This is a genomic window from Corynebacterium sp. L4757 (assembly GCF_043673995.1).
Taxonomy (GTDB): domain Bacteria; phylum Actinomycetota; class Actinomycetes; order Mycobacteriales; family Mycobacteriaceae; genus Corynebacterium.
Genome location: NZ_JBIMEN010000002.1, coordinates 305,346 through 331,217, shown reverse-complemented (window position 1 = coordinate 331,217; position 25,872 = coordinate 305,346). Strand labels below are relative to the sequence as shown.

Below are 25,872 nucleotides of genomic sequence, written 5' to 3'. Positions count from 1 at the left end.
GTCCCCGGTTTACTCTCCAGCGACTGAGCGAATGGAGTGGTAGACCTCAAGCTGTCCTGGGTTGAGGTTCTCCTCCCAGTAGGCATGAGCACGTTCCATAAAGGCTTCGCGGTCAACGTCTTCAACGATGACTGGGGAGCCTTGATCTTCCCAACGGGTGATCGTGGCCTGCTCATCTTCATCAGCGCACTGACGGTTTTGATCGCGCACGCCAGAGATTGCACTCTGCAGGTCATCTTGTTCCTGCTCGCTCAATCCTTCCCAGGTATCGCCGGAAACGACGATCAGCTGTGAACCAACTGCGTGGCGCGAGAGACTGACGTAATCCAGCACCTCATCAAGAGAGTTTTCGGCGGTCAATGAAATAGGATTTTCTTGACCATCAACCAGTCCTTGTTGCAGCGAGAGGTAGACTTCCTCGAAAGCCACGGCGACCGGTTCAGCGCCCACGGCGGCTGCCGATGCCAAGTGGGCAGGGGTTTCCGGGTAGCGCAGGCGCAGGCCCTCTAGGTCTTCTGGGGTGCGCACGGGTGCATTGGCGGAGAAGGTTCTATCGCCTAAATACCAGACGCCGAGAATCTTCGCGCCGGTTCTTTCTTCGAAGTCATCTTTGACCGGCTGGGAAGCCTCAGAATCGAACCACTCAAAAAGATGGTCTGGATCATCGAATACATAGGCCATGTCCATCACGCCGATGGGCTCATAGACGGACGCCAACGCGGAGGACCCCTGCAGGTCAATATCAATGTCACCATCAAGCAGGGAGGCGACGCGCTCAGCGTCGCCGCCGAGCTGGCTGGATGGGAAGACGGTGAGTTGCAATTCGGAGTCACTGGCAACCAGCTGCTGTTGGACCAGTGCGGTACCACAGGCATTGTGGTGGTGATTGAGGTTATAGCTATTGGCAAAGGTCAGCTGCTCGGAGCCGCGCACTGCTTGCTGGTGCAAGACATTGGTGCCAATGAGTGCGCCGACCACCAGTACGGCGCCAGTAGCCATAGCGCCCCAGCTTTTCGCGGAAGGTGTTTTCTGAGTCATGGTGAATTCTCCTTACATCCCGACCAGACCGGGGACAATAGTGACAATTCCGGGGAAGAAAATCAGCAGTACAAGAACCACTGAGATCGGAATGAGGAACGGTAGAACGCCCTTGAATACTTCGCCGGCTGGCATGCGTAGCACCGAACTCATCACGAAGAGCACTGTGCCGACTGGCGGGGTCAACAACCCCATCATCAGTGCCAGGATGGTGACCACACCGAAGTGGATTGGGTCCACGCCGAATTCGGTTGCCACTGGCAAAAGAATTGGGACGGTAATGAGCAGCAGCGCTGTGGCGTCGATGAATGCGCCAAGCACTATTAGCAGTACTGCGGTAACCAGCAGGAAGGCGACGGAAGAATTCAGGTTCCCGGTCATCATGGCAGAGAGCGTCTGTGGGACTTCTTCACGGGCCAGAATCCAGCCCAGAATGGTTGCAGCAGCAATAATCAGCATGATAGACGCGGTGGTCACAGCGGTTTCGCGCAGGGCCTTCCACAGCATCGGGATGGTCAGCGTGCGGTAGATGAAGCCCAAGATCATGATGTACAGCGCACCCAGTGCGGCTGCCTCAGTCGGGGTGAAGAAGCCACCCAAGATGCCGCCGAGGATGATGACGGGAGTCAGCATCGCACCGAGCACGCGGAGGGTTGCTTCACCGATGGGGCGTGGCTTCTCCGATGGGCCGGTTAGTTCATCCTTGTGGCGAGCAATGTAGAGCCACACCACTACTAGCAGGGATGCAGCCAGAAGCAGCGCCGGCAGAACCGATGCGGCAAAGAGCGCGCCGGTGGATACTGCGGCAACTGATGCGTAAATAACCGCTGGAATCGATGGCGGCATGACCGGGGAAATCAGCGAGGATGACGCGGTCAGACCGGTTGCGAATGAACGCTTGAATCCAGAACGCTCCATGGCTGGGACTAAGGTCTTGCCCATGGCGGCGGCATCGGCAAGCGCTGAACCTGACATCCAGGCAAAGCCGATAGATGCGAACACGTTGACGTAGCCCAGGTTGCCTTTGATGCGGTGCAGCAAGGATTCTGCGAATTCGAAGAGGCGATCTGCTACGCCGGCGTAATTCGCCAGAGTGCCCAACAGAATAAAAAGTGGGACGGCAAGCAGCGGGAAGCTGGCTACGCCATCGGCAGCAATGCGCATGGCAAAGCCAGGGCTATTGCCGGTGGCCAGCATGTACACAAGGCTGGGGCCCAGAATAGAAAGCGCGACGGGCACGCGGATGGCCATCAAAATACCGATGGCAATGAGCATGATTGCGACAGTCATTATGAACGCGCCTCCTTTTCCTTGTCACTGGTCGGCGCGCCAACGCCCTCACCGGTGATGTCTTGGGAAGCACGCAGTGCCTCATCTTCAATGGTCTCGATGTTTTCAAATGGCGCCCACACGATATTTACAAGCGCCTGAATGGTGGCAGAGACGAAAGCCACGAAAGGAATGACGTACAAAATCCACATTGGGATTCCGGTAATTTGCAGGGTCTGGCCGGTATCTGAAGAGATCAGCGCCCAGGAATCCTGCGCAAGCACAGCGCAGATAACAGCGCTGATGATGGAAGAAATAACCACCACGGTGCGCTTAAATTTTGGCTGGCCAACATTCATGATGGCTTCAATGCTCAAATGACGGCCTTGGCCCATGAGCGAGCCGACCAAAATGAACCCGAGCGCCATCAGTGCATAGCGGGAAACTTCACCGATCCACGGCTGCGTGGCAACGGGTAGATAGCGTTGAAAAACTTGAATAGTGAGCAGGACAAAGATGAGAAGTACGAGTAATGCTCCGAGTACTTCTTCTAATTTGGATAACCAAATTAGTATTTTAGGACGCCCGGGGGCTCCCATCCATTGTGGTGTCGCTGGCATATCAGTCATGTCAGTGGTCCTTATCTTCTACTGTGTCTAGGACTTGTCACCCCAGGTGACCTCATCTCACGCACTCACTACCAGGTACATGTATTGGTTATAACCTTAAGTCAGTGACGGAGAAAATCCCTAAGACAAATGAGAAAAAGATTCTTTTAAAGAGTTGATTTCGCCCCAGTGGCTGCGTAGTCGGTGACTTCATAGTCAGTAACACCGGCTAGTTCGCGGCCAATGATGTAACCAAAGCCCAATGCCGGGCCGAGGTTGACGCCACCGGCTGGGTAGAATCCGCCCATGATGGAATTGCGGTCATTGCCTGCGGTATACAGGCCTTCAATTGCCTCGCCTTGTTCATTGAGGACTTGGCCCCGGCCATCAGCTGCAATACCAGCGAAGGTACCGAAGCTGCCCGGGTAGACCTTTACGGCGTAGAAAGGCCCTTTTTCGAGTGCGCCCAGCGATGGGTTAGGCCCGACTTTTGGGTCTCCGCCGTAACGGTTGAACTCTGATTCTCCACGTCCAAATTCAGGGTCTTTACCCTCACGGGCATTGCGATTGAATTCTTCAACCGTGGCCTTCAATCCTTGAGGATCAATCCCACATTTCTGCGCCAATTCTTCGATGGTGTTGCCCTTTTTGAGGTACCCCGAAGCAATGTAGGGAAAGAGTGGCATCGGAAACGGCTTGGCCATACCTAGTGGGTATTTACGCACAAAGCTCGCGTCCGCAATCTGCCACGAGTTAACGGGATCACCGTCACTGGTGGCATTAATCATGCCGTCAACGTAGTCATAGTAACCATTGGCTTCATTGACGAAACGTTTACCGTTTCTCATCACGCCGATGGAACCAGGTTTCGCGCGGTCCATGATGTGTGGGAAAACTCCGGTCTTGCCGTTGAAGTAAGGAACCAGCGAGACCGGGCACCATGCTGCTGCCGAACGGTTATCGGTAACGAAGTGCGCACCAACGGCTTGAGCCATCTTTAGGCCATCACCAGTGGTGGTCTCTGGTGCCAAGGAATGATGTTCCTGCCCGGTTGGGGTCTTCGGGAAAAGCTCACGGCGAAGTTCGGTGTTCTGAGGGAATCCGCCAGTTGCCAGCACCACACCCTTGCGTGCATGAAGCACGTAGCTGCCCTGAGAGCCTTGGACCACTACCCCGCTGACGCGGTCACCGTCCTTGATGATCTCCAGCGCGGTGGAATTGGTGCGAAGCTCTACGCCAAGATCATCGGCGGACTTAGCCAGGCGTGCGGTGAGCGCTGTGCCATTGACTAAGTGCATGGTGCGACCGTGCAGCAACAAATCAAAGATGTGTGTGATGACGCGGCGCGCTGCGTGGATCCAGCCGCGTGGGTCGAGCTGGGATGCAGACAAGAACTTAGTCAGGTCCGGTCCAGCCATGATTCCCATGCCAAAGAAAGAGGTCTCATAAAGCTGGTGACGCAGTTTCTTACGCAGAGAGGGCTTTACTTCCTTCAGGTTGAAAGGTTTCGGACCCACTGAGCGGTGACCGGTACCGGCCTTCTCCAGATTGCCGTAGATATCTTTAATCTTGGCGCCAGGAGTAAATTGCAAAGAAGTTTTCTTGGCAAAGAATTCCACCATGTGTGGTGCGGCCTCCAAGAAAGCATCAATATTGTCTTTTTCTACCTCATAGCGGTCCCCTAGAACCTGGGCGAGATAGGTATGGAAGTCTTCCTTAGATTCATTGACGCCATCTTGATTGGCGTAGTACGTACCAGGTGTCCACGCCCAACCACCGGACCACGACGTCGCGCCGCCGAGCACGTCTGATTTTTCAACAACGCATACGGATTGGCCGTGATAGGCAGCGGTTACAGCAGCCGACAGTCCACCGGCACCAGAACCAACGATGATGACGTCAAATGTTTCAGTCGGTAGATGACTGTGTTTGGGATTATTCATGGGATGTAGGGCTCCTTGAGAAAAATTTCTATGGTGCGGCGCTGAGCTTGCGGCCGGCCTTGTGTAGGTGCTCCAGCCACGCCTTGGTGCCGCGTTCTTGAACAAAGATGTCATTGGGTGCTTCAACGCTGATGGGAATATCCGGCGGTAGCGCACGGATATAGCCGGCAACGTCGCTGGCACCTTCATCAGGGGCCAATCGGTGTGCACGGGATTCATGCACCAGGCCTTCACGGTCTTCGGGCCGGGATGGCTCCACCCCGCAAATCTGCATCATGGTGACATGCGAGGAGGCATCGGCAAGCAGCTGCGGGGACGCTCCAAACCGGTGCATATGCAGCGTGTCCGGTAAAAAGAAACTACCGTTTACAGCAATATCGACGGCACTAGCAATGTCATTGACCGCCTGATAAGAAATTGGCTCAATAGCAGGGGTAATACCGAAGTCTTTGCCGGCTTCAACCATGGCTGCCACGGTGTCGATGGTCCGTTGTCTATCGCTATCCCCTACCGCGACAGTAAGCGTGGCGGCGCTGAAAGAGGCTGCGCGTTCCATGGCGGTCATCCACACATCACGCTTGTTGGAGCCATCAAGCAAGATGAACTCTGCATCCTTGACCTTCAACCCCGTGTCTGCAAGCGCCTTGTGAACCTTCTTATGCAGGTCAGAACCTAAAGAGAGGTCATAGTGCGGCTCATTGGGTGTTACCGGGATAACCCGCAGACCGACAAAGTCGAATCCAACCTCATGCGCCAGATAAATGAATTCATCTGGCGAGGTATTCAACGCCGAAAGGGGCGCGATTCCTAATTCACGGGTACTCATGTCACAGTAGCTTTCTGATGTTTTCTCTTAAGGGCCGATATTTTCTGGCACGGTTACGTGCGTCGGTGCTGGCTCACTGCCCAGGTGCACTGGCTGGCCGGTGCGGTGGGATTCATAAATCGCCAGTAAGGTGCGCAGGGCCTTGGTGGATTCTGGGCCATCGACGATGAGCTCTTCTTCACCGCGCACGGCGTCCACAAAGTTGGCTACCTGCTGGATATGAAATGGAATGTGCTGATCATTGATGGTGCGTAGATCGACATTGGGCTCAAGGTCAGAAGGAAAAAGTGGTGTGGATTCAATAGCTGCGCCATGACCGTGGTTAACCAGGCGACCTTCGGTGCCTTCTGGGAATTCCAACAGTGACATGGATGAACCGTCCGCCTGAGTAATGTGAACAGTGGCACCAAATGCCGGAGTGGATGAGGTGGTGAGGTTCAACGTGGCCATCGCGCCTGATGCAAAAGTCACCGTCGCGACAACAGAGTCTTCAACCTCAATATTTTCAGCATGCTTGAAAGAGTTAACCCGGCCGGACACTTCCACGACATCGCCCATAAACCATAAGAGCAGGTCAATATAATGTATGGCCTGGTTCATGAGTACTCCCCCACCATCAGCACTCCAGCTGCCACGCCAAGCGTCCTTGGTGTAGTAGGAATGCTCACGGTGCAACGCGACATGGACGTGGCCCATGATGGCCGGATTAGTGGCGGTGGATTGCTTCATCTGCTGTGCGGCTGGCCACCAGCGGCGCTGGAACATGCCGCTCAGCAGTACTCCCGCTTCATCACACGCATCAATCATGCGTTGGGTTGCGCAATAGTCCGTGGACAAAGGCTTTTCACACAAGACATGCACGCCAGCCTGTGCGGACTGAATCACCAGTTGCTTATGTGTTGGGTGTGGGGTGCACACCGTTACTGCATCAATTCCTGAGGCGAGCAGCTCAGCAATATCGGAATAAGCATGAGGAATATCCCACTCATCCGCGAATGCTTGTGCGCGCTGGATATCGATGTCACAGACGCCAACGACTTCCGAATGCGGGTTTTGAGTAAAGGCCACGAGGTGGTTCTTGGCAATTACGCCGCAGCCGATAATTCCGACACGAATGATCGAAGGTGACGATGTGGATTCAGCCATGATGATTCACTACTTCTTAGCGCCGAGGTCTTCGAGCTTAGTGAATGCGGTCTCACGGGTAGACAGGATGAATCCGCACGCGATCAGGATGCAGCCGGACACGAAGGTGACAACGCCCTGCCAACCGAAGGTGACGTAGATAGCTGCATTAATAGCTGGTGCAAAACCGGTGAGGACCAGGCCGAGCTGGTTGCCCATTGCCATGCCGGTGTAACGGTATTCTTGCGCGAACATCTCTGGGAAGAAGACGCACCAGACACCATTCCAGCAGGAGTAGAAGAAGCCCTGGTTCAGGATGCAGAGAGCAAATACGAGGACGATGTTCTCATTGGTCAAAGCATCGAAGTAGAAGTAAGTGGTGATAATACAGCCGATAGCACCGATGATCAGGGTTGGTTTGCGGCCGATTCGGTCGCCCAGCATGGCTGCCAGTGGGATGGTGACCATGGAAACCGTCATGGCCACAGCATTCACGATCAACATGGTGGAGCGCTCGATGTTGGTGTGCTCAGTTGCGTATGACAGTGCATAGACCATGAAGGTGGACTGAACCACGGAGTAGAAGGTGATGAAGAAGACGCGGATAACATCCATTGGCTGCTTCTTGAGCACCTCAATTGCTGGCGCCTTCTGCTCTTGCTTATCTTCTTCGGAAGCTTCAAAGACTGGGGTTTCTTCCAGGTGGGTACGCACAAAGTAAGCAACACCCAGGACCACTGCGGAAAGCAAGAATGGGATGCGCCAGCCCCATGACATCATGGCGTCCTCAGGCATCATCATGATTGGAACCATGACCAAAGCGGCCAGGACATTACCTGCGGAACAGCCCAGCATGACTGAAGAGGTGAAGAATCCGCGCTTGCCTTCTGGCGAGTGCTCCATCGTCATTGTGGATGCGCCAGCTGCCTCAGCACCAGCGGAGAAGCCCTGAGCGATACGGCAGACCAACAGCAGGATGGTCGCGGTGATGCCAATCTGCTCATAGGTTGGCAGCAAACCAATCGAGATTGACGACACGCCCATGACAACCAGCGTGATCATCAGCGCGGCCTTACGGCCAATGCGGTCACCGATGTGAGCCATCACCAGACCACCCAGCGGACGCGCGATATAGGCAACACCGAAGGTCATCAGTGCACCAATGGTGGCCAAGGTTGGATTGTTTGAATCAAAGAACAATCGACTAAAGACTAGCGCAGAGGCAGTGCCGTAGAGAACGTAGTCGTAGTACTCCAGAGTGGAGCCGAGAAATGAAGCCAGAGCCGCCTTACGTGGGTTCTGCTTTCCTGCGTGAGCAGGTTCTTCAACGTGTGAAGCTGCTTTCGCGTCAACGAGTTGTTTCGTCACGATCATTCTCCCTATCAAACGTGATTTGGATCGATAGCTGTAATTTAGTGAGAGCCACAACACAAACCAACTCAGTTTCCATTGAATGGAAGAGTTTCGATTTAGTTCGGATATCGCACTGAAAAAATAGAAAACCCCCAGCTCACCGAATGACACATTTGCTGTGGGGGTAGCTAGGGGTAAATGCTTGATCTGCCTGAGGGACAGCCGTTCTTATCACGAACAAGCGTGTTTTTAAGGGGCTCGCGCCCGTAATTCTTAGCGTCCGCGACGTGGAATTCGCGGCAGCATCAACGGATTCTCACCATGCGAAAGCTGGTTTCCGGAAGCCGCCAGAACCGTCAGAATAACGTCGTCATCGCACTCATCGGCCCTGCCCACCACCGATAACGCCGCGACAACTTGGCCATTAGCGCCCATCAGCGGCACTGCATAGGCAACATTTTCGCGGACCATGCCATTGGTGATTCTTGCGTAGCCCATGCGTCGGGCGAATTCGATCTGTTCCTGCACAATATCGATGTCATAGGTTTCACCATCAGTTTTGGACACGAGGGGTTTGGAAAAGACTCGCTCTAAAACCTCAAAAGGCGCATGGGCCAAAAAGACAATCCCATTGGAATTATCAAAAAGGTCCATGCGCCCGCCTTGGGTAGCACGAATTTTTGCGTTCCCAAAGCCGGTGTAGCGCTCAATAAAAAGCACTTCATCATCATCAAATTGCGGCACGGCCAGTGACGTAAATTGCTGCACTGCCGAGTGGATTCCCTCCAGCACTGGGCGTGCACGAAAGCGCAACTCTTCCACCGGGTTAGAGCGTGCAAACATCTCCCATGCCCGGTGGCCCATCACAAATTTCTTATCCTCGGATGGGTCCAGAAGCCCGACATCAACGAGCTCCGCCACCATTCGGTGCGCCGTGGACATAGGAAGGTTGGCCCGGCGCGAAATCTCACTGACCGTCAAGGCAAAGTGGGTGGCATCAAAAGATTCCAGCACCCGAACACACCGTTCTAGGACGGTTTCCCCGGACTTTGAATTCGCCATATGCTCACTATACTCAACACTTTCGCCGTTCAGGGAGCAAAGTCAGCGCGGGCAGAAGCTTAATTACCGAAGGACACGAAAGTTTCGCGCAGACGCTCAGCGTCTGCTTCAAGGCCAGTGAAGTGTGTGAATGCGTCGAGTGCTTGACCAACAGCCATGCCCGAGCCATCAAGGACAGCGCAGCCGATTTCTTTGGCTTCGCGCAATAATTGGGTTTCCAGTGGAAGGTAGATGACATCGCTGACCCACTGGGTCGGCTTCAAAATAGAGGTATCGAAGGCGGTGCCAGGCAGCTGTTCCATGCCGACTGGGGTGGCATTGACTACCCCATCAGCCTTGGAGATGTATTCTTCAACATCCGCGGTTGCGATGCCGGTGACGGTGAAAGAGCCAGCGGCTTCGGACGATGTTGCGGTGATGTTTTCTGCCAGCTGCTGCGCGCGCTCAGGGTCCAAGTCAGCTACGTAGAGGTTTTTAACGCCGCCAGCAATTAACGAATGTGCCACTGCGTTGCCCGCGCCGCCTGCGCCAACTTGAACCACGTAGTCCAGCTTCGAATCAGGCAGGCCCTGCTCCAGCCCGCGGCCGAAGCCGGTGACGTCGGTGTTATAGCCATAGAACTTACCTTCGCGGATAGCAACGGTGTTGACCGCGCCAATCTTGCGAGCACGCTCATCAACTTCATCTAGGTACTCCAGCACTTCTTGCTTGTGCGGGTGGGTAATGTTCAAGCCATTAAATCCCAGTGCGCGCGCAGCATTCAGAATCTCTTTGAGCTCCATGGACTTCGCTGGTTCTGCACCGGTATCAATGACGCGATAAACCGTCGGGATGCCGTGCGCTAGACCTTCTGCCTCGTGCATAGCTGGGGTGCGTGATTGTGCGATGCCGTGTCCGATGAGTCCGAGCAGCAAAGTCTTATCAGTCATGTGTGTTCTCAATCCTTGGTAGAAACAGTCAGGGTTAATCAGCCAGCGCACAGTACGTGGCGCTAGCTGAGTCAGTGTTTGCTTGGAAAGCGTTAGCTAGGAAATGTTTTGCGGTAAGCGAGGTCCTCGGGATTAGTGCGGGATGCCGCGGACATCATCGCGCAAAGCGCGGTACTGGGCGGCGAGGCGGATAGGTTCATCGGCCCATCCGAAACCAGAGTAATTTCCGCGTACCTCAGCGACTTCGAAGAAGGTGCTTCCTAAAGGCGCAGTGTAGAAGTGCAGGAGCTCACCATCCGCGCTGCGGTCATAGCAGATGTTGAACTCTTTCATCTGCGCGATGAGAGATGGTTCCAGACCGAAACGGGCAGCAAGATCGTCGTAGTAATTCTCTGGAATTGGCAGCATCTTCAGCCCGCGAGTTACCGCGCGTTGGGCAACGGCGAAGACATCGGATGTCCCAAAGGTGATGTGCTCTGGGTAGTGCTCCGCGAAGAAGCCACCTTGTTCAGACCCCTCCGGTGCGGCTGATACGGTCAGGCGAACATTGTCACCTTCGATGGCTTGCTTATGCACCAATCCTGCTGGAGAAGGCACGAACTCTGGTGTGGTTGGTTCCAGACCCAGCACGGATGAGTAGAACAGACGAGTTTCAGCAGCGGTTGATTGCGGTTGCGCCAGCGCAATATGGTGCACCGAATTAATTAGTGCATTCTTGTCATTCGCACCGATGATTTCATCACACTCGAAGCCGAACTCTGGAGTCCAGGTGCCACCGCGACCAGCTCCGCCAGTGCTATTTGTGCCGGTGCCACAGAAATACAGCTCCGAACCATCCGGGGTAAAGACTGGGTGCAGGTCTTCTTCCCCCACGCCAGTCACGCGCGGTACCGGTTGTGCTTTGAGCGCAATAGCACGTTCTGCTGCAGCGCTGGCATCATCTACAATGACGCCTAAGCCAGTCAGCGTGGTCGCGCCACCAGTGGGGCCTTCATCTTCGACGATGATCCGAACATTACCTTGTACCCAAGCCTGAAAGTCCGGCTTGGACTGGTGATAGCCACCTAGGCGGAAACCCAATTGGTGTAATGCCTTGGTGACCTCACCCAAACGCCCGGTGCGTACTTCCACGAAGTCGAAACCGCGCGGAGTTTGAGGCTGCGCAAGCTGCGGCAATTCCAAAGGCGCATTGGGGACCTTGGCGGCGGTCTTATCCGCCAACCAGGTCAAAGAGCGCAGACCATCAATGGCGGTGCGTCCCACCTCGGCCTCACGGAAATCATCGTTGAAGATTTCCAAAGACACCGGTCCCTGATAGCCCGACTTGGCAACCTGTTCCATGAAGTAGCCCAGATCGAAGTCACCTTCGCCGGGGAATACACGGTGGTGGCGCGACCACGGCAAGATACCCATGTCCATGGAGGGGGCATCGGCAAGCTGCAAAAAGAAAATCTTTTCCGCGTCCATCGACGCAATCCCCGTCGGATCATCACCCCGGGAAAGAATGTGGAAGGAGTCGAGGCAGGTACCAACATTGGGGTGATCCACTTTTACCACGATGTCATAAGCATGCTGATAGGTGTTGACATACTTTCCCCAGGCCAAAGCCTCATAGGAGATAAAGCAGCCATAACGCGCGGCCAGTTCCCCAGCGCGGCGCAGCTGGTCCACGCGCACCTCATCATCATCCACCGTCGCGGTTGCAACGTTGGAGCACACCAGAATCTGATTCATGCCTAAACGCTGCATCAACTGGAACTTTGCTTCCAGGCGGCGAAGATTGTCTTGGAAAACGTCTTCTTCAACGCTGAGCAGGTCACGGAAAGGTTGGTAGAGGTCGAGGCTGAGCCCAAGTTCTTGCGCGCGGTCACGGATTTGCTCCGGCGAATGCGGTGAGACCACCAAGTCTTGCTCGAAGATTTCTACGCCATCAAATCCGGCATCAGCTGCGGCGCGCAGCTTTTCGGCGAGCGTGCCAGATAAACACACGGTCGCAATAGAAGTACGCATCAGGAATTAGCCCTCGAGCTCTTGAACCGCCGCATTCAACAGGGCAAATCCATGGTTGGAATTAGGAACACCCGCATAGATAGCGGTATGAAGGAGCACCTCACCGAGGGTTTCAGAATCTACCCCGGCGCGAAGCGCTGCGCGCAAGTGCATATCCAGCTCACCGTGATTGCCCACTGCAGTCAAAATGGCGATGGTCAACAGGCGACGCTCGGTATGGTCCAAGCCTTCACGCTGCCAAATATCGCCCCATGCGGTACGGGTGATGAAATCCTGGAACTTTTCCGTCACAGGGGTCATCTTTTCCACGGAAGCATCAACGTGAGCATCACCTAAAACAGCGCGGCGATTAGCCATACCCACCTCGTGGGCTGCTTGGCGTCCGTTTGTGTAATCAGGTCCTGGATTCTGCGTAGTCATAATGATGCTTTCCTTTTCTTAAATCTTGATAAAGCTTGAAGTATTTCTAGGTGGCGCAGTTCGGGCACGCCTCATCACGGTGAGGACGTCGCGTCATCTCAGCGCGGTTAATAATGTCGGTGACGATCTCAGCTGCATGACCAACCGTTCCAGTATCAATCATGTTCTTTTCCATGGCCGCAGTATTGACGTTGATGCCATCAATGCTGGCCCACAGGCGCGATGTTGCTGAAGCAGTAACCGCGAGTAGCTCACGCAGAGTGGCCCATTCTGCATGCCAGCTGCCCACCCCACGCTGCAGGCGTGAATCCAGCGACTCCAGCATTGTGTTGGCCAGGCCTGAGGCGCGGCGCGCGTAGCCATCGGCAGCAACGGCTGCAGCCGGGTTAGCCTTGTGCGGCATGGAGGACGACCCACCCGGCGTGGCTTCTTGTAGCTCCCCCACCTCAGATGCGGACATGAAGATAATATCTCCAGCAACCTTGCGGATAGTACCGGCCACAATGGCCACCGAGGTGGCAAAGCGCACTAGCGGTATACGGTTGGTGTGCCAAATGCGGGGTGCGGATTCCAGCTCTAATACTCGTGCGAGTTTATTGTGAATCTCCAGACCAGACGGGTATGTGGCCGATAAAGTACCGGTCGCACCACCGTATTGCACTGGCAATGAATTACACGCGCGCTCAAGGTCAATGCAGGCATCATCAAGGGTTTCCAACCAGTTGGCGGCAACTAAACCGAATGTCATTGGCTGCGCGGCTTGGCCCAAAGTGCGGCCCATGACGGGAGCATCAGCATAGGTTTCGGTAAATTCTGCGAGGCGCTTGATGACGTGCGCAGCAAGGTCAAGCAGTTCATTGGTTCCGCGCTTGAGCACGAGCACCAAAGCCGTATCAATAGCGTCTTGGCTCGTGGCACCCGTGTGGATGCCCTTGGCTCCTACCTCACCGGCACGCTTTTTCAGCTGCTTGGAAATTGGAACAGCTGGATTGGCGCCCCCTGCAGAAAGCTGCGAGATTTCTTCCACATCAACCTCGTAGCCATCAATAGCTGCGATGGCTGCGGTGTGCTCATCATCAGAAATAATGCCGCTGGAATGTGCAGCGGTGGCCAAAGCGCGCTCAAATTCCACGATGGCATTGAGGAATTCTTGATCGCCAATCTGTGCATGTACCGCGGTGTTTCCACCTGCGAGATCAGAATAAGTGCTGCGCGAATAGGAATAAGTCATGAGCCCCTACATTAATGCCGATGATGAGAAGAAGTTCTAGTTGCCCGCCGTGATGTCGAAGAACGGGGTTTCCTTATCCTTCTCCGGATGCTGAACAATGATCTCAAAGTGGTAGCCCTTGTCGGTCTTCTCAGCGACCAAAAGAGCACGGCGATTTTCATCCACCAGCTGCAGAACTGGATCCTGTGCATTGGCCTCAGCAAATTCTGGGAAATACAGACGGGTGTACAAACGCTCCAACATGCCGCGCGCAAATACGCCGACCTTGATGTGTGGTGCTTCAGCATCCTTTGCTGGCGCGAAGCCATCGATAGGCTGCAACGCCCCTGGCACAACTGTAATCAGCTTGGACGTACCCGTTTCATCCGCGAAAGCTCGGCCCAAACCTCGGAATCCATCAACGGTGGCTGGCTGCTCACGGCGCGGATCAATATCAGAATTGAATACGCCATTCTCATCCGCTTGCCAGAACTCAATCATGGAGTCCGCAATCGGCGCGCCATCACCATCGATGGTGGTCACGGTGATTTCCACGGCATTATCGCCCTCGGCCATGATTTCTGAGCCTTCACGAATCAGACCAATGTGGACGTACGGTCCGACGGTCTGTGAAGGCATGATGCCAAATTCGGTCTCATCCTGGTCACCATGGGCAAGCTCGCCATAGCGAAATTCCCCATCCGAAGCTTTATCAATACGCATTGTTTACTCCTTAGCGTTTCTTTTTATCTCAGTATCTATGCTGCGAATATCGAAGAAGTGATTTATTCGAAAGGGGTGGAATTCTTGCCGCGCAGGACGATGTCGAACTTATAACCCAAAGACCAGTTCTCACGGGTTTCGTCATAGTCGAAGACAGAAATCATGCGCTCGCGCTCACCCTTGGGCACGGAGTTAAAGATTGGGTCTTGGAAGAACATTGGGTCATCCGGGAAGTACATCTGGGTCACCAGACGCTCGCCAAATTGGCGACCGTAGAGAGAGAAGTGAATGTGCGCTGGGCGCCAAGCATTGTGGTGGTTGCCCCAAGGGTATGCGCCCGGCTTGATGGTGTAGAAGCTGTAATTGCCGTCCTTATCAGTCAAGCAGCGCGCCACGCCATTGAAGTGTGGATCCAAGGGTGCTGGCCAGGAGTCATTCTTGTGACGGTAGCGGCCTGCCGCATTGGCCTGCCATACCTCAATGAGGGTATTTGGTACTGGCTTATTGTCCCAGCCCAAGACCTTGCCGTGCACCAAGATGCGCTGGCAGATGGCCTCGCCGCCATCCACGATGGTCATATCATTATCGATACCGCCGAGGTCCTGTTCGCCGAAGACCGGTCCGGTGATTTCGCCCAGGCGCTCATTCACCATAATGAGGTCATTGCCTGGGTTGCGTTTGATGGTGGTGCGGTACTCAGGAAATGCGCGTGGTGCCCACACGTCACCCGTGCCAACATTGGTCAATAGTTCTGACATCGCTTAGTCCTCCTATGAAATGCTCCATGCCTCACCATATGCCATGCCGGTCGGGTAAGCGGCATCACTTTATGAGTGAGCTCGATAAACATCACATTAGTCCTCCGTTCGCCCTTCACCCCCCTTGTGCGAAATGCGAACTTTGAATCCCGATCAAACCCCTCCCCACCTGCCACAATCGCCTTCCATTGAATGGAAAGGGTGTCCCAGTAGGGGTAGGTGGCCGAAAATTTGGATCCCCATAAGTCCACAGGGTAAGAGTCCTCCCCCAACGCACATCTTTGAACAAAGCGGATAATCCACCATTTTTATGCGTAAACTTCCAAGCCCCACCACCCGCACTTAATTATCACGAGAATCACGAATAGATACGTATTCCCTCAGGCAGAAACCCGCAATTGGCACATTAAAATCAAGCCTGATCCAGTCTGCGGAAATACATGGTCAAGCAATACGATCGACTGCTGTTACGAAGCTCAATAATGGCCCATCCGATACCAGCCCAAATACCCTACTAGCTTGATATCCATCATCGATGTGTAAAACTTTCTGATTATTGCTTTGACAACGAAACTGCATAACAATTCTTATATAGACTAAGCTCATGGCTATGCTTGCTAGTTCCATAGCCGAAGACCTCCGGGCAGCCATTGCTGGCGCCCGATACTTGCCTGGAGACAAGCTCAATGAAGTTGCGGTTGCTTCACATTACAAGGTTTCACGAAACACGCTGCGTGAAGCATTCGTGACCCTTGCGGCTGAACAGCTCTTGGTCAAAATCCCCAACCGTGGCGTCTTCATCGCAAGTCCAGATATTGACTACATTGTGGATTTATACCGCGCTCGCGCCAATATTGAACCTGCAGCTGCACTATGGGGCGAGTTTCTCGACGTTGACTATTTGGTGGAACAAACCAATCTAGCAGTCCAAGCTCTTAATGACAGCGATATGGAAGCTCTTTCAACCTGCAACCAGAACTTTCATCGCGCGCTAGTTAATGGCGTTGGCTCCCCCACCATGGATAAGGAGATGAGCAATCTCCTCGCCCGCATGCGCCTAACCTTCTTGCAGGTGCTTCCCCTCTACCCAGAGCTGCATGCCGAGAATGTTCAAGAGAACGTAAAAGTTGCTCAGCTACTGGCACGGGATAAACGCTATGAAGCAGCAGAAATGCTGCGTAGCAATATGATGATGAACCTCTACCGCATCATTTCAGTACTCCGCACCGCCGAGCACACCCGCCAGTATCCGGCTGGAGCGCCTCACGCTGTTGCGCCTGAGGATCCGCAGGTTCCACCAGTTGCTTAGCCCATCAATTTCTCTAAAACACCGAGCACGATGTGCTAAGGTGAGGTATATGCGGTTTACTAGTGGGTATGCCCGAATCTCGTCTTGACTTAGAAGCGCTGCTTGGTACGCAATCGCGCACTTATAAAACGCGCCAAGTCACCGAAGACATGGTTCAACGCCCCATCCATGTAGCCATTGCGCTGTGGGATCAGCCATGGAAATCCGGCAAGGCTGGCAAGATTGATGGCTGGGTTATTGCAGTAGATTCTAAGCGTGCGCGCTTCGTGCGTCGCGGGCGCACCATCAATGATGATGTTGTGGAAAGAACACTGCAGGAATTAGATGCTGCGTTGAAGAATCTGCACGGCAAAGCGTGGATTGTTACTGGCCGCCGCCAGACCGTGTTGCGTTTGGCGCTAGAAAAGCGCGGATACGTGGTCACCGGCAGCTTTTCTGAAAAGAACCGGGCCGGTAAGCGGGCTTCATCCCAGCGTAAGAAAGATGACCACGCCGCACTGCGTGAAGCTAAAAAGACTGGCGAAGCACCTGAAATCATCAAGTCACAGCCAGTGCCCACCACCCCGGCTCATTGGTGGCCACAATTTTCTACTACCGCGGGTCACCCTGATGCCGATGAACTCGTGCGCATTGCCACCGATGCTTCATCTGACACGGTGTATAAAGGCTCCATGTGTTTTGTCGCCAATAATGGCGACTTCCAGCTGCGAACCAAAAAGACCAAGGCTTCCACCGATGAGCTCGAACTCGAATCCCTCACTTTGGCATTGAAGTACCTGCATAAAGTTGGTGCAACCAAGGCCGTCATTGAGTCAGACTCAGTCGCAGCATTGGAGGCCGTGGACTACATTTTATCCGGTGAAAAGCCTCGTTCACGACGGCAAAATAACAACCGCAATCGCCGCCGCAACCCCCGCGGTCGAGCCTGGCGGGGGTTAAGCCCGGGCTCCCGCAGTCGCTTTGACCAAGCCTGGAAAGACCTCAGCGGTCAATGCGAGGTGAAAATTCAACGCGTGCTTGGCCATGCCGGTGACCCACTGAATCAGGCCGCCGATCAAATCGCTTACATGGGGCTGCGTGCCATCGCCCACCCGCTCAACCAGGCGCGGCCAACGCTCAAGCAAGGCATCAATAAAGCCCTCAAGAAAGCCACTATGCCGGCTGCCGATGGTTCTGCCTAGCTTGCCTCAGTGCTTCGGCGAATAGCTGCTGTTATTCGTAGTTTAGATTGGAAAAAGGCAGGCCCCACGTGCATGGGACCTGCCTCGGCACAGTTATTCGAACCGCGCGTTAATTTATGAGCGAAGGTACTACCGCTTAAGAGCGTGCTTTAACATCCTCACGTTCGGCAGCAGCCTCATTAATGTTCTGAACTTCTAGCTGCTCGGTAGGGAAACGACGAGCAACAGCTGAGAAGATGGCACCGGTGATGTTGTGAAGCACAGCAGCACACGCACCAGGCAATGCTGCTTCTGGGGCGAAGAATTTTGCCGACATGCCGGAGGCCAGTCCGGCCGACTGGGTACCAATCTCCACCGCCATGGTGCGGTTATAGGACTCAGGCATCTTCAGTGCCTTTCCAGTGAAGTAGCCCAAGGCATAGCCCAAGATATTGTGCAGCAAGACCGCGACGAAGACGATTGCGCCCATTTCGATGAGCAAGTCCGCATTATTGGCCACGGTTGGGAATACAACGCCGCCGATGCCCAAGATAGAAATCCATGGCAGGACTGGTGCAATGTAGCCAATCCACTTGTCCAAGAGGTAGCGAAGAACCAGACCGCCAACGACTGGGACCAAGACGGTCTGAACCAAAGTCAACGCCATTCCAGCACCATCGACTTCAGTCTCAGCGCCAGCAAGAACCAGCATGAGCATTGGAGTGGCAATGGGCGAAAGCAACGTCGATACAGACGTCATCGCAACAGACAGAGCAACATCGCCTCGTGCCAAGTAGGTAATCACATTCGATGATGTACCACCCGGGACGGAACCTAGCATGAGCAGACCGACCGCCAACATCGGATTGAGCCCAAGCACCTTGGCTACCATGATGGCGCACAAAGGCATGATGACAAATTGCGCGATCACACCAATAAGAATGGGCAAGGGACGCTTAGCAATTTCCTTGAAATCAGGAATAGTCAGCGTCAAACCCATGCCGAACATGATGATCATGAGGAATTGAGTGATGTACTGCCCCATGGGCACAAACGGAGCGGGGAAAATCCATGCAAGCGCAGTTCCCACCAGGATGAACGCAGGAAAGGCAGTCACGGCGATGGTGGCAGACCGGTCCTCACGCGCACGCTCTTTCTTGGTCATGGATGCATTTAAGAGCTCGTCCTTGTCAGACACAATAATTCCTCCCAGAAAATCCGTATTCTTGCAGTGCTGAAAGCGCGCGGAATCATGCGGGCGCAGCAATGCAAGAGAATCAAATATTGTCTTTCACCAAAACCACGATTGTGTGGTTTCTGCCTTCTGGGTGGAGGCGTTGTGCAGCGATAGTGTGCAATGGTGATGCAGCTATCGGCGTGTGGCTTGATAGAAATATTAGCCCTCGAAACCTGATAACCAAGTTTCGGTATGAACTAGCACACTAATCTGGGGTCAAATCTTTGCTAATCAGCGTGAGAAGAAAATTAGCAAAACCTAGAATTTAGCTCGAATCTTGCGCCAAATAATCCGCGTTGCGGAATGCGGAGTGGCCAGGATTTCCCGGGAGTAATTTCGGAGACGATGACTGCGCGGAGTCAGCGCTGGGTGCACAGTGATGGGGATCTTCAAGTGCCATGCCCACAGCTTGGTGCGGATAGCATGGAAATCATTAGTCACCACGTGATAGAATTCCGCATCGGGTGCCAATGCATGACTTCGTTCCAAATTCTCATTGGTGCTGGTGGCCTCATGTTCTTCCACAACACGCTGCGGGTCTAATCCATGCTGGAGGAGATAGCGCGCCATCACAGGCGCTTCCCCATCCCCTGAAACGATGACCTGTACTTGTGGATAGCGCTGAGCAATCTGCAAGGCCTTCTTCAAACGCGACACCAACAAGGCCCCAGGCTGACCATCGGTCACCCGGGAACCTAATACCACGATCGGCGCATTGCTCGCGTCCGACTTACTGTGCTGGCGCTTCATAAATTGATGCTTTGGGTTTACTCACCCATAAGCTGAGCACGGAGATTGGCGTCTTTTTGCTCAACTTCCTTCGCCATATTTTCCTGGTATGCGGCCATGCGCTCAACCAGTTCAGGGTGCCCAGCGCCCAAAATGCGTGCAGCCAATAGACCGGCATTCTTCGCACCACCGATGGATACCGTTGCAACCGGCACACCGCTAGGCATCTGCACGATAGACAGCAGAGAGTCCAAACCGTCTAGGTCCTTCAATGCACGTGGGATACCGATAACCGGTAGTGGCGTTGCCGCAGCAACCATACCCGGCAAATGCGCGGCACCGCCCGCACAAGCAATGATGGTTTTAATGCCCCGAGAATGCGCCTGCTTTGCGTAGTTCAGCATCTTTTCCGGAGTGCGGTGAGCTGAGACCACACCTACCTCAAAAGGAATCCCGAATTCAGCCAGAATCTCGGCGGCTGGCTCAACAGTTGGCCAATCTGAATCTGAACCCATGATGAGCCCAACGAGCGGTGCAGTCATATTCTCCCCTTGAAAAGTATCGGTGGCGGTATCGCTATAAATCTATGACGTCTGAGTATCCGACCACGTGGCGTTGACCAAGAAATCCGCCGCCAGGCGGGCATCTCGGCGAGTTGCATCAACGTCGTCGCCGGTCAGGTTCACGTGCCCAATCTTACGGCCCGGACGGTGCCCCTTGCCGTAAAGATGAACCTTGGCACGTGGGAATCGGCGCGATACTTCGGTAACACGCTGCGCCATTGGCATAGTCGGATCCTCATCAGCGCCCAGAACATTAGCCATCACGGTAACCGGAGCCAGCGTGGAAGTATCGCCCAAAGGCTCATCCATAACTGCGCGAAGGTGCTGTTCAAATTGCGAAGTCACAGAGCCGTCCTGCGTCCAGTGACCGGTGTTATGTGGACGCATTGCCAACTCATTAACCGCAATGTCTTCTTCACCCTGGTCATTGGTGAATGCGAAAAGCTCAACCGCTAGAACGCCAGTGACGCCCAGCTCAGTGGCAATCTTTTCACCAAGCTCTTCCGCTCGCGCCTTCAGCTCTGGATTCACATTCGGTGCAGGCGCGACAGCCTCCGCGCACACGCCATTGCGCTGTACAGACTCAGTCAATGGCCACGCTGCCACCTCACCCGATGGCGTACGCGCCACCAGAACCGAAAGCTCACGAGTCAACGCAACTTTTTCTTCGGCCATCAATGGAACGCCGCGGCGAATCAGATCAGAGACCAATGCGGTCAGCTGGGATTCATCCGCGGAGAACCAGACACCCTTACCGTCATAGCCACCCCGGCGCGCCTTCAAGCACACCTGACCACCGGTGAGGGACCAGAATTCAAAGGCATCTTGCGCGGACTCAATAGGTGCAAAGCGTGGCAGTGGTGCCCCCAGCTCCGAAAGGCGCTCACGCATAATGAGCTTGTCCTGGGCATTAATCAGAGCAGAAGGCTGCGGTTGCACGTTATATCCTGCATCAATCAATGCAGTGAGATGCTCATTTGGAACATGCTCATGATCAAAGGTGACAGCAGTGGAACCTTGCACGGCTTTCAGCAAATCCTCGTACTTTGTGTAGTCACCGAGCACGACATCAGCACACACTTGAGCTGCCGATGCATCCCGTGCGCCTGCTAGAAGTCGCAATGATTGACCTAATTCAATGGCAGCGGTCTGCATCATGCGTGCTAGCTGACCATCACCGATCACAGCGATAAGCGGCATGCCGGCAACATGTGCTTGAGGGTTTCCTTCTGGGGTTCCTGCTTGTTCACTCACGCGTTCAATACTAGCGCCACTGACGCCTGCAGCCTTACTTGGCTAACCCTGCCTTACTCTTAACGCCAGATGGGAGATCGAAGTTCAGCAATTTGCTGGTTCAAAATCTTTTCAATCCGCTTGGTTTTGGGCACGTCAGGGAAATGGATGGCACGCTCATAGCCCCGAATAGCAAGCGAGATTCCACCGCGTCGGCGACGAACACCAACGATATCGCCCAGGGGAATCGAATCCGTCTGGCCTTTCATCGTCGGAGCACGCGCGATCACTCGCCGGTTGGTCACGATGAAACGCTTGCGGCGTTGCCGAAAGACAGGCAAAACAAATCGCCACAGAGCAAGACATGACCACAACAACACCACGCCATTGCGCAGCGCCAAGTCAATCGCGCCTTGGTTGACTTGCACATCAAGCCAACCGATGAGAATCCACAAAACACCAGTGATGAGGACGAGCTCTAAGATTGGGAATAAATGAGCACGAAAAGGTGAGGTGACGTCAACATGTTTGACCTCACCTTGTCCCATCTTTTGAATGCTCATGGGTTCCAATCCTACTAGTTAGCCTTGGCGGGACGAAGATGGATGACGTCGCCAGCGGAGTAATACTCACCACCCACGTTGATTCGCCCGTCATCAGCAACACCTTCAACAACGCCGTAAATGTCTCCACCTGGGGCTTCCAGACGAACGTCCATACCGATGGTGGAACAAACCTGGCGGTAGTCCTTCATCATGGTGGGGTCCTGGTTCTTCCACTGCTCAAGGCGATTATTCAATGCTTTCATCAGACCAATGGTCAGTTCTGTGCGGTCGGTATCTAGGCCTTCAATCAACAAAGACGTTGCGGTTTCGACTGGTCGTTCTTCCTTAGTTAAGGAGACATTGATCCCCATTCCCAAGACCACGCGTGCAACTGGCTCGCCTTCGGCAAGGTTTCCAAAGTGAGTAGAGATCGGACCAGCTTCAGCCAAAATTCCACACAGTTTCTGTCCATCAATCTGCACATCATTAGGCCACTTCAGGGATGCTTTATCCACCACATCAGTCACGGCGAGGCCTGCAGCCAATGGCAGCGTACCCAGGTGCTCGAGGGACATCGGCAGCAAAGCAACAGACATAATAACCTGTGCTTTGGCTGGTGCTGACCAGGACCTACCAAGCCGGCCCTTGGCCGCAAGCTGCTCATCCGCTAAGAGCGCCTGCTTATCAACAACATAATCGGCTTTCATCAAATCCGCGTTCGTGGAACCGGTTTGCGCAGTGTGGTCTACTTTTGCGTACAGGCCGCTATCCACCAGTTCTGCTCTAATTCGAGCCAGATCCAGTTCTTTACGGTCATCTGTGCCATGCGCGGCGCTGGAATTACTCATGGGCTAAATCATACGCGGGGAACATTCGGGACGTATTTGATTATAATCCCAGGAATTCTACCCCCGTGGCGGGGGAAATTTCCCAAAAGCTACCGCAGGACAGTGCCCATATCTTAGGGTAAATCCAATTGGTCCTCCCGCACAGAAAAGGTAGCAACCATTATGAAGAAGTCCCTCTTCCGCTCAACTCGCACTGGTGTTGTAGTCACCACTGCCGTTGCAGCACTGGCCCTATCCGCATGTTCTTCTGACTCTGCTTCCGAGTCTGAGACTGACAGCACCGACGCTGCTTCTGATGAAGCAACCACCGATGATGGTGATTCTGAAGGTCGCGGCCCTATCACCTTTGCCATGGGCAAAAATGACACCGATAAGCTCATTCCCATCATTGAGAAGTGGAATGAGGAGCACCCAGATGAGGAAGTAACCCTTTCTGAGCTCGCTGGTGAAGCCGACGCACAGCGCGAAACCCTCGTACAGTCTTTGCAGGCTGGCAACTCCGATTATGACGTCATGGCACTGGACGTAATCTGGACTGCTGACTTCGCCGCAAACCAGTGGTTGGCACCGCTGGAGGGTGACTTGGAAGTAGATACCTCCAATCTCTTGGAAGCCACCGTTGAGTCGGCGACTTACAACGACACCTTGTACGCACTCCCGCAAAACACCAATGGCCAGCTGCTCTTCCGCAACACTGACCTTGCCCCAGATGAGGTGTCTACCTTTGATGAGCTCGCATCCGCGTGTGAGGCTCTTGAAGAGGGCACTGCGTGTTTGACCACTCAGCTCAAGCAGTACGAGGGCCTGACCGTGAACACCGTGGGCTTCATGGAAGGCTGGGGCGGCAAGGTTCTTGATGAAGACGGAAACGTCACCGTTGACTCCGATGAGTCCAAGGAAGGCCTACAGGCACTCGTTGACGCATATGAGGATGGCACCATTTCCGCTGAGTCCACCGCAGCGACCGAGGAAGAAACCAACCTCACCTTCACCGAAGGTGACTCTGCATTCGCTATCAACTGGCCTTACATGTACACCAATGCTGAGGAATCAGAAGCAACCGCAGGCAAGGTTGAGGTTCAGCCACTCGTTGCTAAGGACGGCGTCGGTGTTTCCACCCTCGGTGGCTACAACAACGGCATCAACGTGAACTCTGAGAATAAGGCCACCGCGCGTGACTTTATCGAGTTCATCATCAATGAGGAAAACCAGACCTCCTTCGCAGAGGCATCCTTCCCACCAGTTCTGGCATCCATCTACGATGATGAGGCTCTCATCGAAGAATTCCCATACCTGCCGGCGCTGAAGGAATCTCTGGAAGCAGCATCTCCGCGACCAGTTTCCCCGTTCTACCCAGCAATTTCCAAGGCCATCCAGGATAATGCTTACGCAGCGCTTACCGATGGCAAGTCAGTCGACGACGCCACCGCCGACATGAAGGCCGCTATCGAATCCGCGTCCTAAACCTTGCGGATTTCGGACGTCCGATGACGCACGAATGTGTGAAGTAGGTAAGCCGGAAAGGCTTTCCTCGCGTAGTCACAATCAAAGGCGCTGCCTCCCCCAACAATCTGGGGAGGCAGCGCCTTCTCCTATCTATCGGCACTAACTACGTAACTTCTCCCTCTACGTAGTAACTGCATAAGTAGTTACTACCTCTTGAAGGGGTTGGCAGAAGTCAGGTTCTTACGCAGCGGGTTCATTGGCTTGATGATGTCATTGGTGACACCGGTATCAATAAGCTCGGCTAGGTACTTACCCGTTGCGGGGCCTAAGACAATGCCCCACATGCCGTGTCCACCAGCGACGAAGACATTCTTCGACTTGGTCTCACCAATCAAAGGCAATCCGTCTGGGGTGACTGGACGGGAACCTACCCACTCATCCTGGCGGTCATCAAGATCCACATCGCGGAAAGCCACGCGGGAGTTATTGACGATGGATTCAATGCGGCGTGGAATCAATGGGTCATCGGGGTCACGGAATTCCATGGTGCCCGCGATACGGAAGCGGCCCTGATAAGGGGTACACGCAATACGCTGCTGCGGCAGGTAAACCGAATGCTTGACGGGCTCAGGCGTTTCTACAGAGAAGGAGTATCCGCGGCCAGCCTGGACAGGTACGTTCACGCCGTGATCGCGAACCAGATCATTGAGCCACGCACCAGAGGCGACAATGACCTTATCGGTTTCTTCACGCGTGCCGTCATCGTAGATAACGGCGGCCTTCGTTCCGCCCTCAACGGATGCAACGGTCTTGCCGGACACTACTTCCCCACCGCGGTCCTCAACTGCTTTAGCGATCGCTTCGACGTAAGGACCTGGTTCAATGAAGCGCTGACCTTCGAGCCGGTAAACAGCACGAATCTCATCAGAGAGAATCGGAACCATCGACTGAGGATCATCGACACGGTTGATGTCCACATCCTGGCCATAGCGGATAACGCCGGCGATTTCCTTGAAGAAGCCGCGGGAATCAGCCTCAGATTTGAAACCGATAACAAAAGGACCTTCGTGGGACTTTGCCTCCACGCCACCCAGTTCTAGTTCATCAAAAGCAGCAAGAGCGACTTTGTCGATTGGCGTGAGCTTCTCCATGGTCTTATCCCATGCAGAGTTAGAAGCATGCGCCATAAATTGTGCCAAGAACTTCCACAGGCGAACATCCACCTTGAAAGGCATGGACAATGCTGCATCAGGATCGAGCAGCAAGGATGGTCCCTGCTTCCACAGACCACTTTCAGCCAATGGAATGGTCTTCGCTGGAGCTAGCCATCCGGCATTGCCCCACGATGAGCCAGCCGCGACGCCTTCGCGGTCTACAACTTTGACGTCATAACCGCGTTCCTGCAAGTGCCAAGCAGTTGCCAAACCGACCATGCCCGCGCCCACGATAATCGCTCGTGCCACGTATCCTCCTCGATAGGTATCCATACGAATGAGAGGTATTATTTTTCAATACCTCAATAGAAATG

The 25,872-nt window shown here is 54.1% G+C and carries 24 protein-coding genes; 3 read left to right on the top strand and 21 right to left on the bottom strand.

Going from position 1 to position 25,872, the window contains the following annotated elements; genetic code table 11:
* Window positions 1–9: 9 nt before the first annotated feature.
* From ACG98I_RS04005 to pcaH, 14 genes are all read right to left on the bottom strand, one after another.
* Entirely contained in the window at window positions 10–1,038 is a 1,029-nt protein-coding gene (locus tag ACG98I_RS04005; protein ID WP_394718578.1) for a sialic acid TRAP transporter substrate-binding protein SiaP, read from the bottom strand.
* A 12-nt stretch (window positions 1,039–1,050) separates the two neighbouring features.
* Window positions 1,051–2,328 (bottom strand): TRAP transporter large permease, encoded by a 1,278-nt coding sequence (locus ACG98I_RS04000; protein ID WP_394718576.1) that lies wholly within the window; start codon window positions 2,326–2,328, stop codon window positions 1,051–1,053.
* Window positions 2,328–2,936 carry a TRAP transporter small permease gene (locus tag ACG98I_RS03995; RefSeq protein ID WP_394718574.1) on the bottom strand — a complete coding sequence of 203 codons (609 nt, stop codon included), beginning with the start codon at window positions 2,934–2,936 and terminating at the stop codon, window positions 2,328–2,330. Before ACG98I_RS03995 ends, ACG98I_RS04000 begins: the two co-directional genes overlap by 1 nt.
* Before the next feature lie 146 nt (window positions 2,937–3,082).
* The gene (locus ACG98I_RS03990) at window positions 3,083–4,858 is read right to left on the bottom strand and encodes an FAD-dependent oxidoreductase (RefSeq protein ID WP_394718572.1); all 1,776 of its coding nucleotides are present in this window, start codon (window positions 4,856–4,858) and stop codon (window positions 3,083–3,085) included.
* A 28-nt stretch (window positions 4,859–4,886) separates the two neighbouring features.
* On the bottom strand, window positions 4,887–5,684 hold the full coding sequence (locus ACG98I_RS03985; RefSeq protein ID WP_394718571.1) for a sugar phosphate isomerase/epimerase family protein: 798 nt from the start codon (window positions 5,682–5,684) through the stop codon (window positions 4,887–4,889).
* A 27-nt stretch (window positions 5,685–5,711) separates the two neighbouring features.
* Window positions 5,712–6,830, bottom strand: a complete 1,119-nt coding sequence (locus ACG98I_RS03980) for a Gfo/Idh/MocA family protein (RefSeq protein ID WP_394718569.1) — start codon at window positions 6,828–6,830, stop codon at window positions 5,712–5,714.
* Window positions 6,831–6,839: 9 nt separating this feature from the next.
* Window positions 6,840–8,183 carry an MFS transporter gene (locus ACG98I_RS03975; RefSeq protein WP_394718567.1) on the bottom strand — a complete coding sequence of 448 codons (1,344 nt, stop codon included), beginning with the start codon at window positions 8,181–8,183 and terminating at the stop codon, window positions 6,840–6,842.
* Between the two features lie 252 nt (window positions 8,184–8,435).
* Complete coding sequence (locus tag ACG98I_RS03970) at window positions 8,436–9,224, bottom strand: IclR family transcriptional regulator (RefSeq protein WP_394718565.1); 789 nt, start codon at window positions 9,222–9,224, stop codon at window positions 8,436–8,438.
* A gap of 59 nt (window positions 9,225–9,283) precedes the next feature.
* Window positions 9,284–10,153: a shikimate dehydrogenase gene (locus ACG98I_RS03965; protein WP_394718563.1), complete on the bottom strand. Its 870-nt coding sequence runs from the start codon at window positions 10,151–10,153 to the stop codon at window positions 9,284–9,286.
* Between the two features lie 132 nt (window positions 10,154–10,285).
* Entirely contained in the window at window positions 10,286–12,163 is a 1,878-nt protein-coding gene (locus ACG98I_RS03960; protein ID WP_394718561.1) for a TIM barrel protein, read from the bottom strand.
* A 6-nt stretch (window positions 12,164–12,169) separates the two neighbouring features.
* The gene (gene pcaC, locus ACG98I_RS03955; RefSeq protein WP_394718560.1) at window positions 12,170–12,583 is read right to left on the bottom strand and encodes a 4-carboxymuconolactone decarboxylase; all 414 of its coding nucleotides are present in this window, start codon (window positions 12,581–12,583) and stop codon (window positions 12,170–12,172) included.
* Between the two features lie 46 nt (window positions 12,584–12,629).
* On the bottom strand, window positions 12,630–13,814 hold the full coding sequence (locus tag ACG98I_RS03950) for a lyase family protein (protein WP_394718559.1): 1,185 nt from the start codon (window positions 13,812–13,814) through the stop codon (window positions 12,630–12,632).
* Window positions 13,815–13,850: 36 nt separating this feature from the next.
* Window positions 13,851–14,516, bottom strand: coding sequence for a protocatechuate 3,4-dioxygenase subunit alpha (gene pcaG / locus ACG98I_RS03945; protein WP_394718558.1), 666 nt, complete (start codon window positions 14,514–14,516; stop codon window positions 13,851–13,853).
* Window positions 14,517–14,578: 62 nt separating this feature from the next.
* On the bottom strand, window positions 14,579–15,274 hold the full coding sequence (gene pcaH / locus ACG98I_RS03940) for a protocatechuate 3,4-dioxygenase subunit beta (protein WP_394718556.1): 696 nt from the start codon (window positions 15,272–15,274) through the stop codon (window positions 14,579–14,581).
* A 604-nt stretch (window positions 15,275–15,878) separates the two neighbouring features.
* Between pcaH and ACG98I_RS03935 the strand changes: the two genes are divergently transcribed.
* The gene (locus ACG98I_RS03935) at window positions 15,879–16,583 is read left to right on the top strand and encodes a GntR family transcriptional regulator (protein WP_394718554.1); all 705 of its coding nucleotides are present in this window, start codon (window positions 15,879–15,881) and stop codon (window positions 16,581–16,583) included.
* A gap of 68 nt (window positions 16,584–16,651) precedes the next feature.
* Window positions 16,652–17,764 (top strand): RNase H family protein, encoded by a 1,113-nt coding sequence (locus ACG98I_RS03930; protein WP_394718553.1) that lies wholly within the window; start codon window positions 16,652–16,654, stop codon window positions 17,762–17,764.
* A 136-nt stretch (window positions 17,765–17,900) separates the two neighbouring features.
* Here the strand turns inward: ACG98I_RS03930 and ACG98I_RS03925 are convergent, their stop codons facing one another.
* The 6 genes from ACG98I_RS03925 to ACG98I_RS03900 all read right to left on the bottom strand — a co-directional run bounded on the left by ACG98I_RS03925 (window position 17,901) and on the right by ACG98I_RS03900 (window position 22,898).
* The gene (locus tag ACG98I_RS03925; protein WP_394718834.1) at window positions 17,901–18,908 is read right to left on the bottom strand and encodes a bile acid:sodium symporter family protein; all 1,008 of its coding nucleotides are present in this window, start codon (window positions 18,906–18,908) and stop codon (window positions 17,901–17,903) included.
* A 330-nt stretch (window positions 18,909–19,238) separates the two neighbouring features.
* On the bottom strand, window positions 19,239–19,730 hold the full coding sequence (locus tag ACG98I_RS03920) for a YdcF family protein (protein WP_394718551.1): 492 nt from the start codon (window positions 19,728–19,730) through the stop codon (window positions 19,239–19,241).
* 17 nt (window positions 19,731–19,747) lie between these two features.
* Window positions 19,748–20,251: a 5-(carboxyamino)imidazole ribonucleotide mutase gene (purE, locus tag ACG98I_RS03915; protein WP_394718549.1), complete on the bottom strand. Its 504-nt coding sequence runs from the start codon at window positions 20,249–20,251 to the stop codon at window positions 19,748–19,750.
* Window positions 20,252–20,293: 42 nt separating this feature from the next.
* Entirely contained in the window at window positions 20,294–21,526 is a 1,233-nt protein-coding gene (locus tag ACG98I_RS03910; RefSeq protein WP_394718548.1) for a 5-(carboxyamino)imidazole ribonucleotide synthase, read from the bottom strand.
* Window positions 21,527–21,585: 59 nt separating this feature from the next.
* The gene (locus ACG98I_RS03905; RefSeq protein ID WP_394718547.1) at window positions 21,586–22,068 is read right to left on the bottom strand and encodes a hypothetical protein; all 483 of its coding nucleotides are present in this window, start codon (window positions 22,066–22,068) and stop codon (window positions 21,586–21,588) included.
* 14 nt (window positions 22,069–22,082) lie between these two features.
* Complete coding sequence (locus tag ACG98I_RS03900; protein WP_394718546.1) at window positions 22,083–22,898, bottom strand: biotin--[acetyl-CoA-carboxylase] ligase; 816 nt, start codon at window positions 22,896–22,898, stop codon at window positions 22,083–22,085.
* A gap of 162 nt (window positions 22,899–23,060) precedes the next feature.
* On the opposite strand from ACG98I_RS03900, the gene ACG98I_RS03895 reads away from it, so the two are divergent.
* Window positions 23,061–24,362, top strand: coding sequence for an ABC transporter substrate-binding protein (locus ACG98I_RS03895; protein ID WP_394718545.1), 1,302 nt, complete (start codon window positions 23,061–23,063; stop codon window positions 24,360–24,362).
* A gap of 188 nt (window positions 24,363–24,550) precedes the next feature.
* On the opposite strand, the gene ACG98I_RS03890 is transcribed toward ACG98I_RS03895, so the two are convergent.
* Window positions 24,551–25,831 (bottom strand): NAD(P)/FAD-dependent oxidoreductase, encoded by a 1,281-nt coding sequence (locus ACG98I_RS03890; RefSeq protein WP_394718544.1) that lies wholly within the window; start codon window positions 25,829–25,831, stop codon window positions 24,551–24,553.
* Between the last annotated feature and the right edge of the window lie 41 nt (window positions 25,832–25,872).

What these genes read in the sequence shown, in the direction of transcription:
- ACG98I_RS04005 (WP_394718578.1), bottom strand. Translation starts at nt 1,038, where the DNA reads ATGACTCAGAAAACACCTTCCGCGAAAAGCTGGGGCGCTATGGCTACT.
- ACG98I_RS04000 (WP_394718576.1), bottom strand. Translation starts at nt 2,328, where the DNA reads ATGACTGTCGCAATCATGCTCATTGCCATCGGTATTTTGATGGCCATC.
- ACG98I_RS03995 (WP_394718574.1), bottom strand. Translation starts at nt 2,936, where the DNA reads ATGACTGATATGCCAGCGACACCACAATGGATGGGAGCCCCCGGGCGT.
- ACG98I_RS03990 (WP_394718572.1), bottom strand. Translation starts at nt 4,858, where the DNA reads ATGAATAATCCCAAACACAGTCATCTACCGACTGAAACATTTGACGTC.
- ACG98I_RS03985 (WP_394718571.1), bottom strand. Translation starts at nt 5,684, where the DNA reads ATGAGTACCCGTGAATTAGGAATCGCGCCCCTTTCGGCGTTGAATACC.
- ACG98I_RS03980 (WP_394718569.1), bottom strand. Translation starts at nt 6,830, where the DNA reads ATGGCTGAATCCACATCGTCACCTTCGATCATTCGTGTCGGAATTATC.
- ACG98I_RS03975 (WP_394718567.1), bottom strand. Translation starts at nt 8,183, where the DNA reads ATGATCGTGACGAAACAACTCGTTGACGCGAAAGCAGCTTCACACGTT.
- ACG98I_RS03970 (WP_394718565.1), bottom strand. Translation starts at nt 9,224, where the DNA reads ATGGCGAATTCAAAGTCCGGGGAAACCGTCCTAGAACGGTGTGTTCGG.
- ACG98I_RS03965 (WP_394718563.1), bottom strand. Translation starts at nt 10,153, where the DNA reads ATGACTGATAAGACTTTGCTGCTCGGACTCATCGGACACGGCATCGCA.
- ACG98I_RS03960 (WP_394718561.1), bottom strand. Translation starts at nt 12,163, where the DNA reads ATGCGTACTTCTATTGCGACCGTGTGTTTATCTGGCACGCTCGCCGAA.
- pcaC (WP_394718560.1), bottom strand. Translation starts at nt 12,583, where the DNA reads ATGACTACGCAGAATCCAGGACCTGATTACACAAACGGACGCCAAGCA.
- ACG98I_RS03950 (WP_394718559.1), bottom strand. Translation starts at nt 13,814, where the DNA reads ATGACTTATTCCTATTCGCGCAGCACTTATTCTGATCTCGCAGGTGGA.
- pcaG (WP_394718558.1), bottom strand. Translation starts at nt 14,516, where the DNA reads ATGCGTATTGATAAAGCTTCGGATGGGGAATTTCGCTATGGCGAGCTT.
- pcaH (WP_394718556.1), bottom strand. Translation starts at nt 15,274, where the DNA reads ATGTCAGAACTATTGACCAATGTTGGCACGGGTGACGTGTGGGCACCA.
- ACG98I_RS03935 (WP_394718554.1), top strand. Translation starts at nt 15,879, where the DNA reads ATGGCTATGCTTGCTAGTTCCATAGCCGAAGACCTCCGGGCAGCCATT.
- ACG98I_RS03930 (WP_394718553.1), top strand. Translation starts at nt 16,652, where the DNA reads ATGCCCGAATCTCGTCTTGACTTAGAAGCGCTGCTTGGTACGCAATCG.
- ACG98I_RS03925 (WP_394718834.1), bottom strand. Translation starts at nt 18,908, where the DNA reads ATGACCAAGAAAGAGCGTGCGCGTGAGGACCGGTCTGCCACCATCGCC.
- ACG98I_RS03920 (WP_394718551.1), bottom strand. Translation starts at nt 19,730, where the DNA reads ATGAAGCGCCAGCACAGTAAGTCGGACGCGAGCAATGCGCCGATCGTG.
- purE (WP_394718549.1), bottom strand. Translation starts at nt 20,251, where the DNA reads ATGACTGCACCGCTCGTTGGGCTCATCATGGGTTCAGATTCAGATTGG.
- ACG98I_RS03905 (WP_394718547.1), bottom strand. Translation starts at nt 22,068, where the DNA reads ATGAGCATTCAAAAGATGGGACAAGGTGAGGTCAAACATGTTGACGTC.
- ACG98I_RS03900 (WP_394718546.1), bottom strand. Translation starts at nt 22,898, where the DNA reads ATGAGTAATTCCAGCGCCGCGCATGGCACAGATGACCGTAAAGAACTG.
- ACG98I_RS03895 (WP_394718545.1), top strand. Translation starts at nt 23,061, where the DNA reads ATGAAGAAGTCCCTCTTCCGCTCAACTCGCACTGGTGTTGTAGTCACC.
- ACG98I_RS03890 (WP_394718544.1), bottom strand. Translation starts at nt 25,831, where the DNA reads ATGGATACCTATCGAGGAGGATACGTGGCACGAGCGATTATCGTGGGC.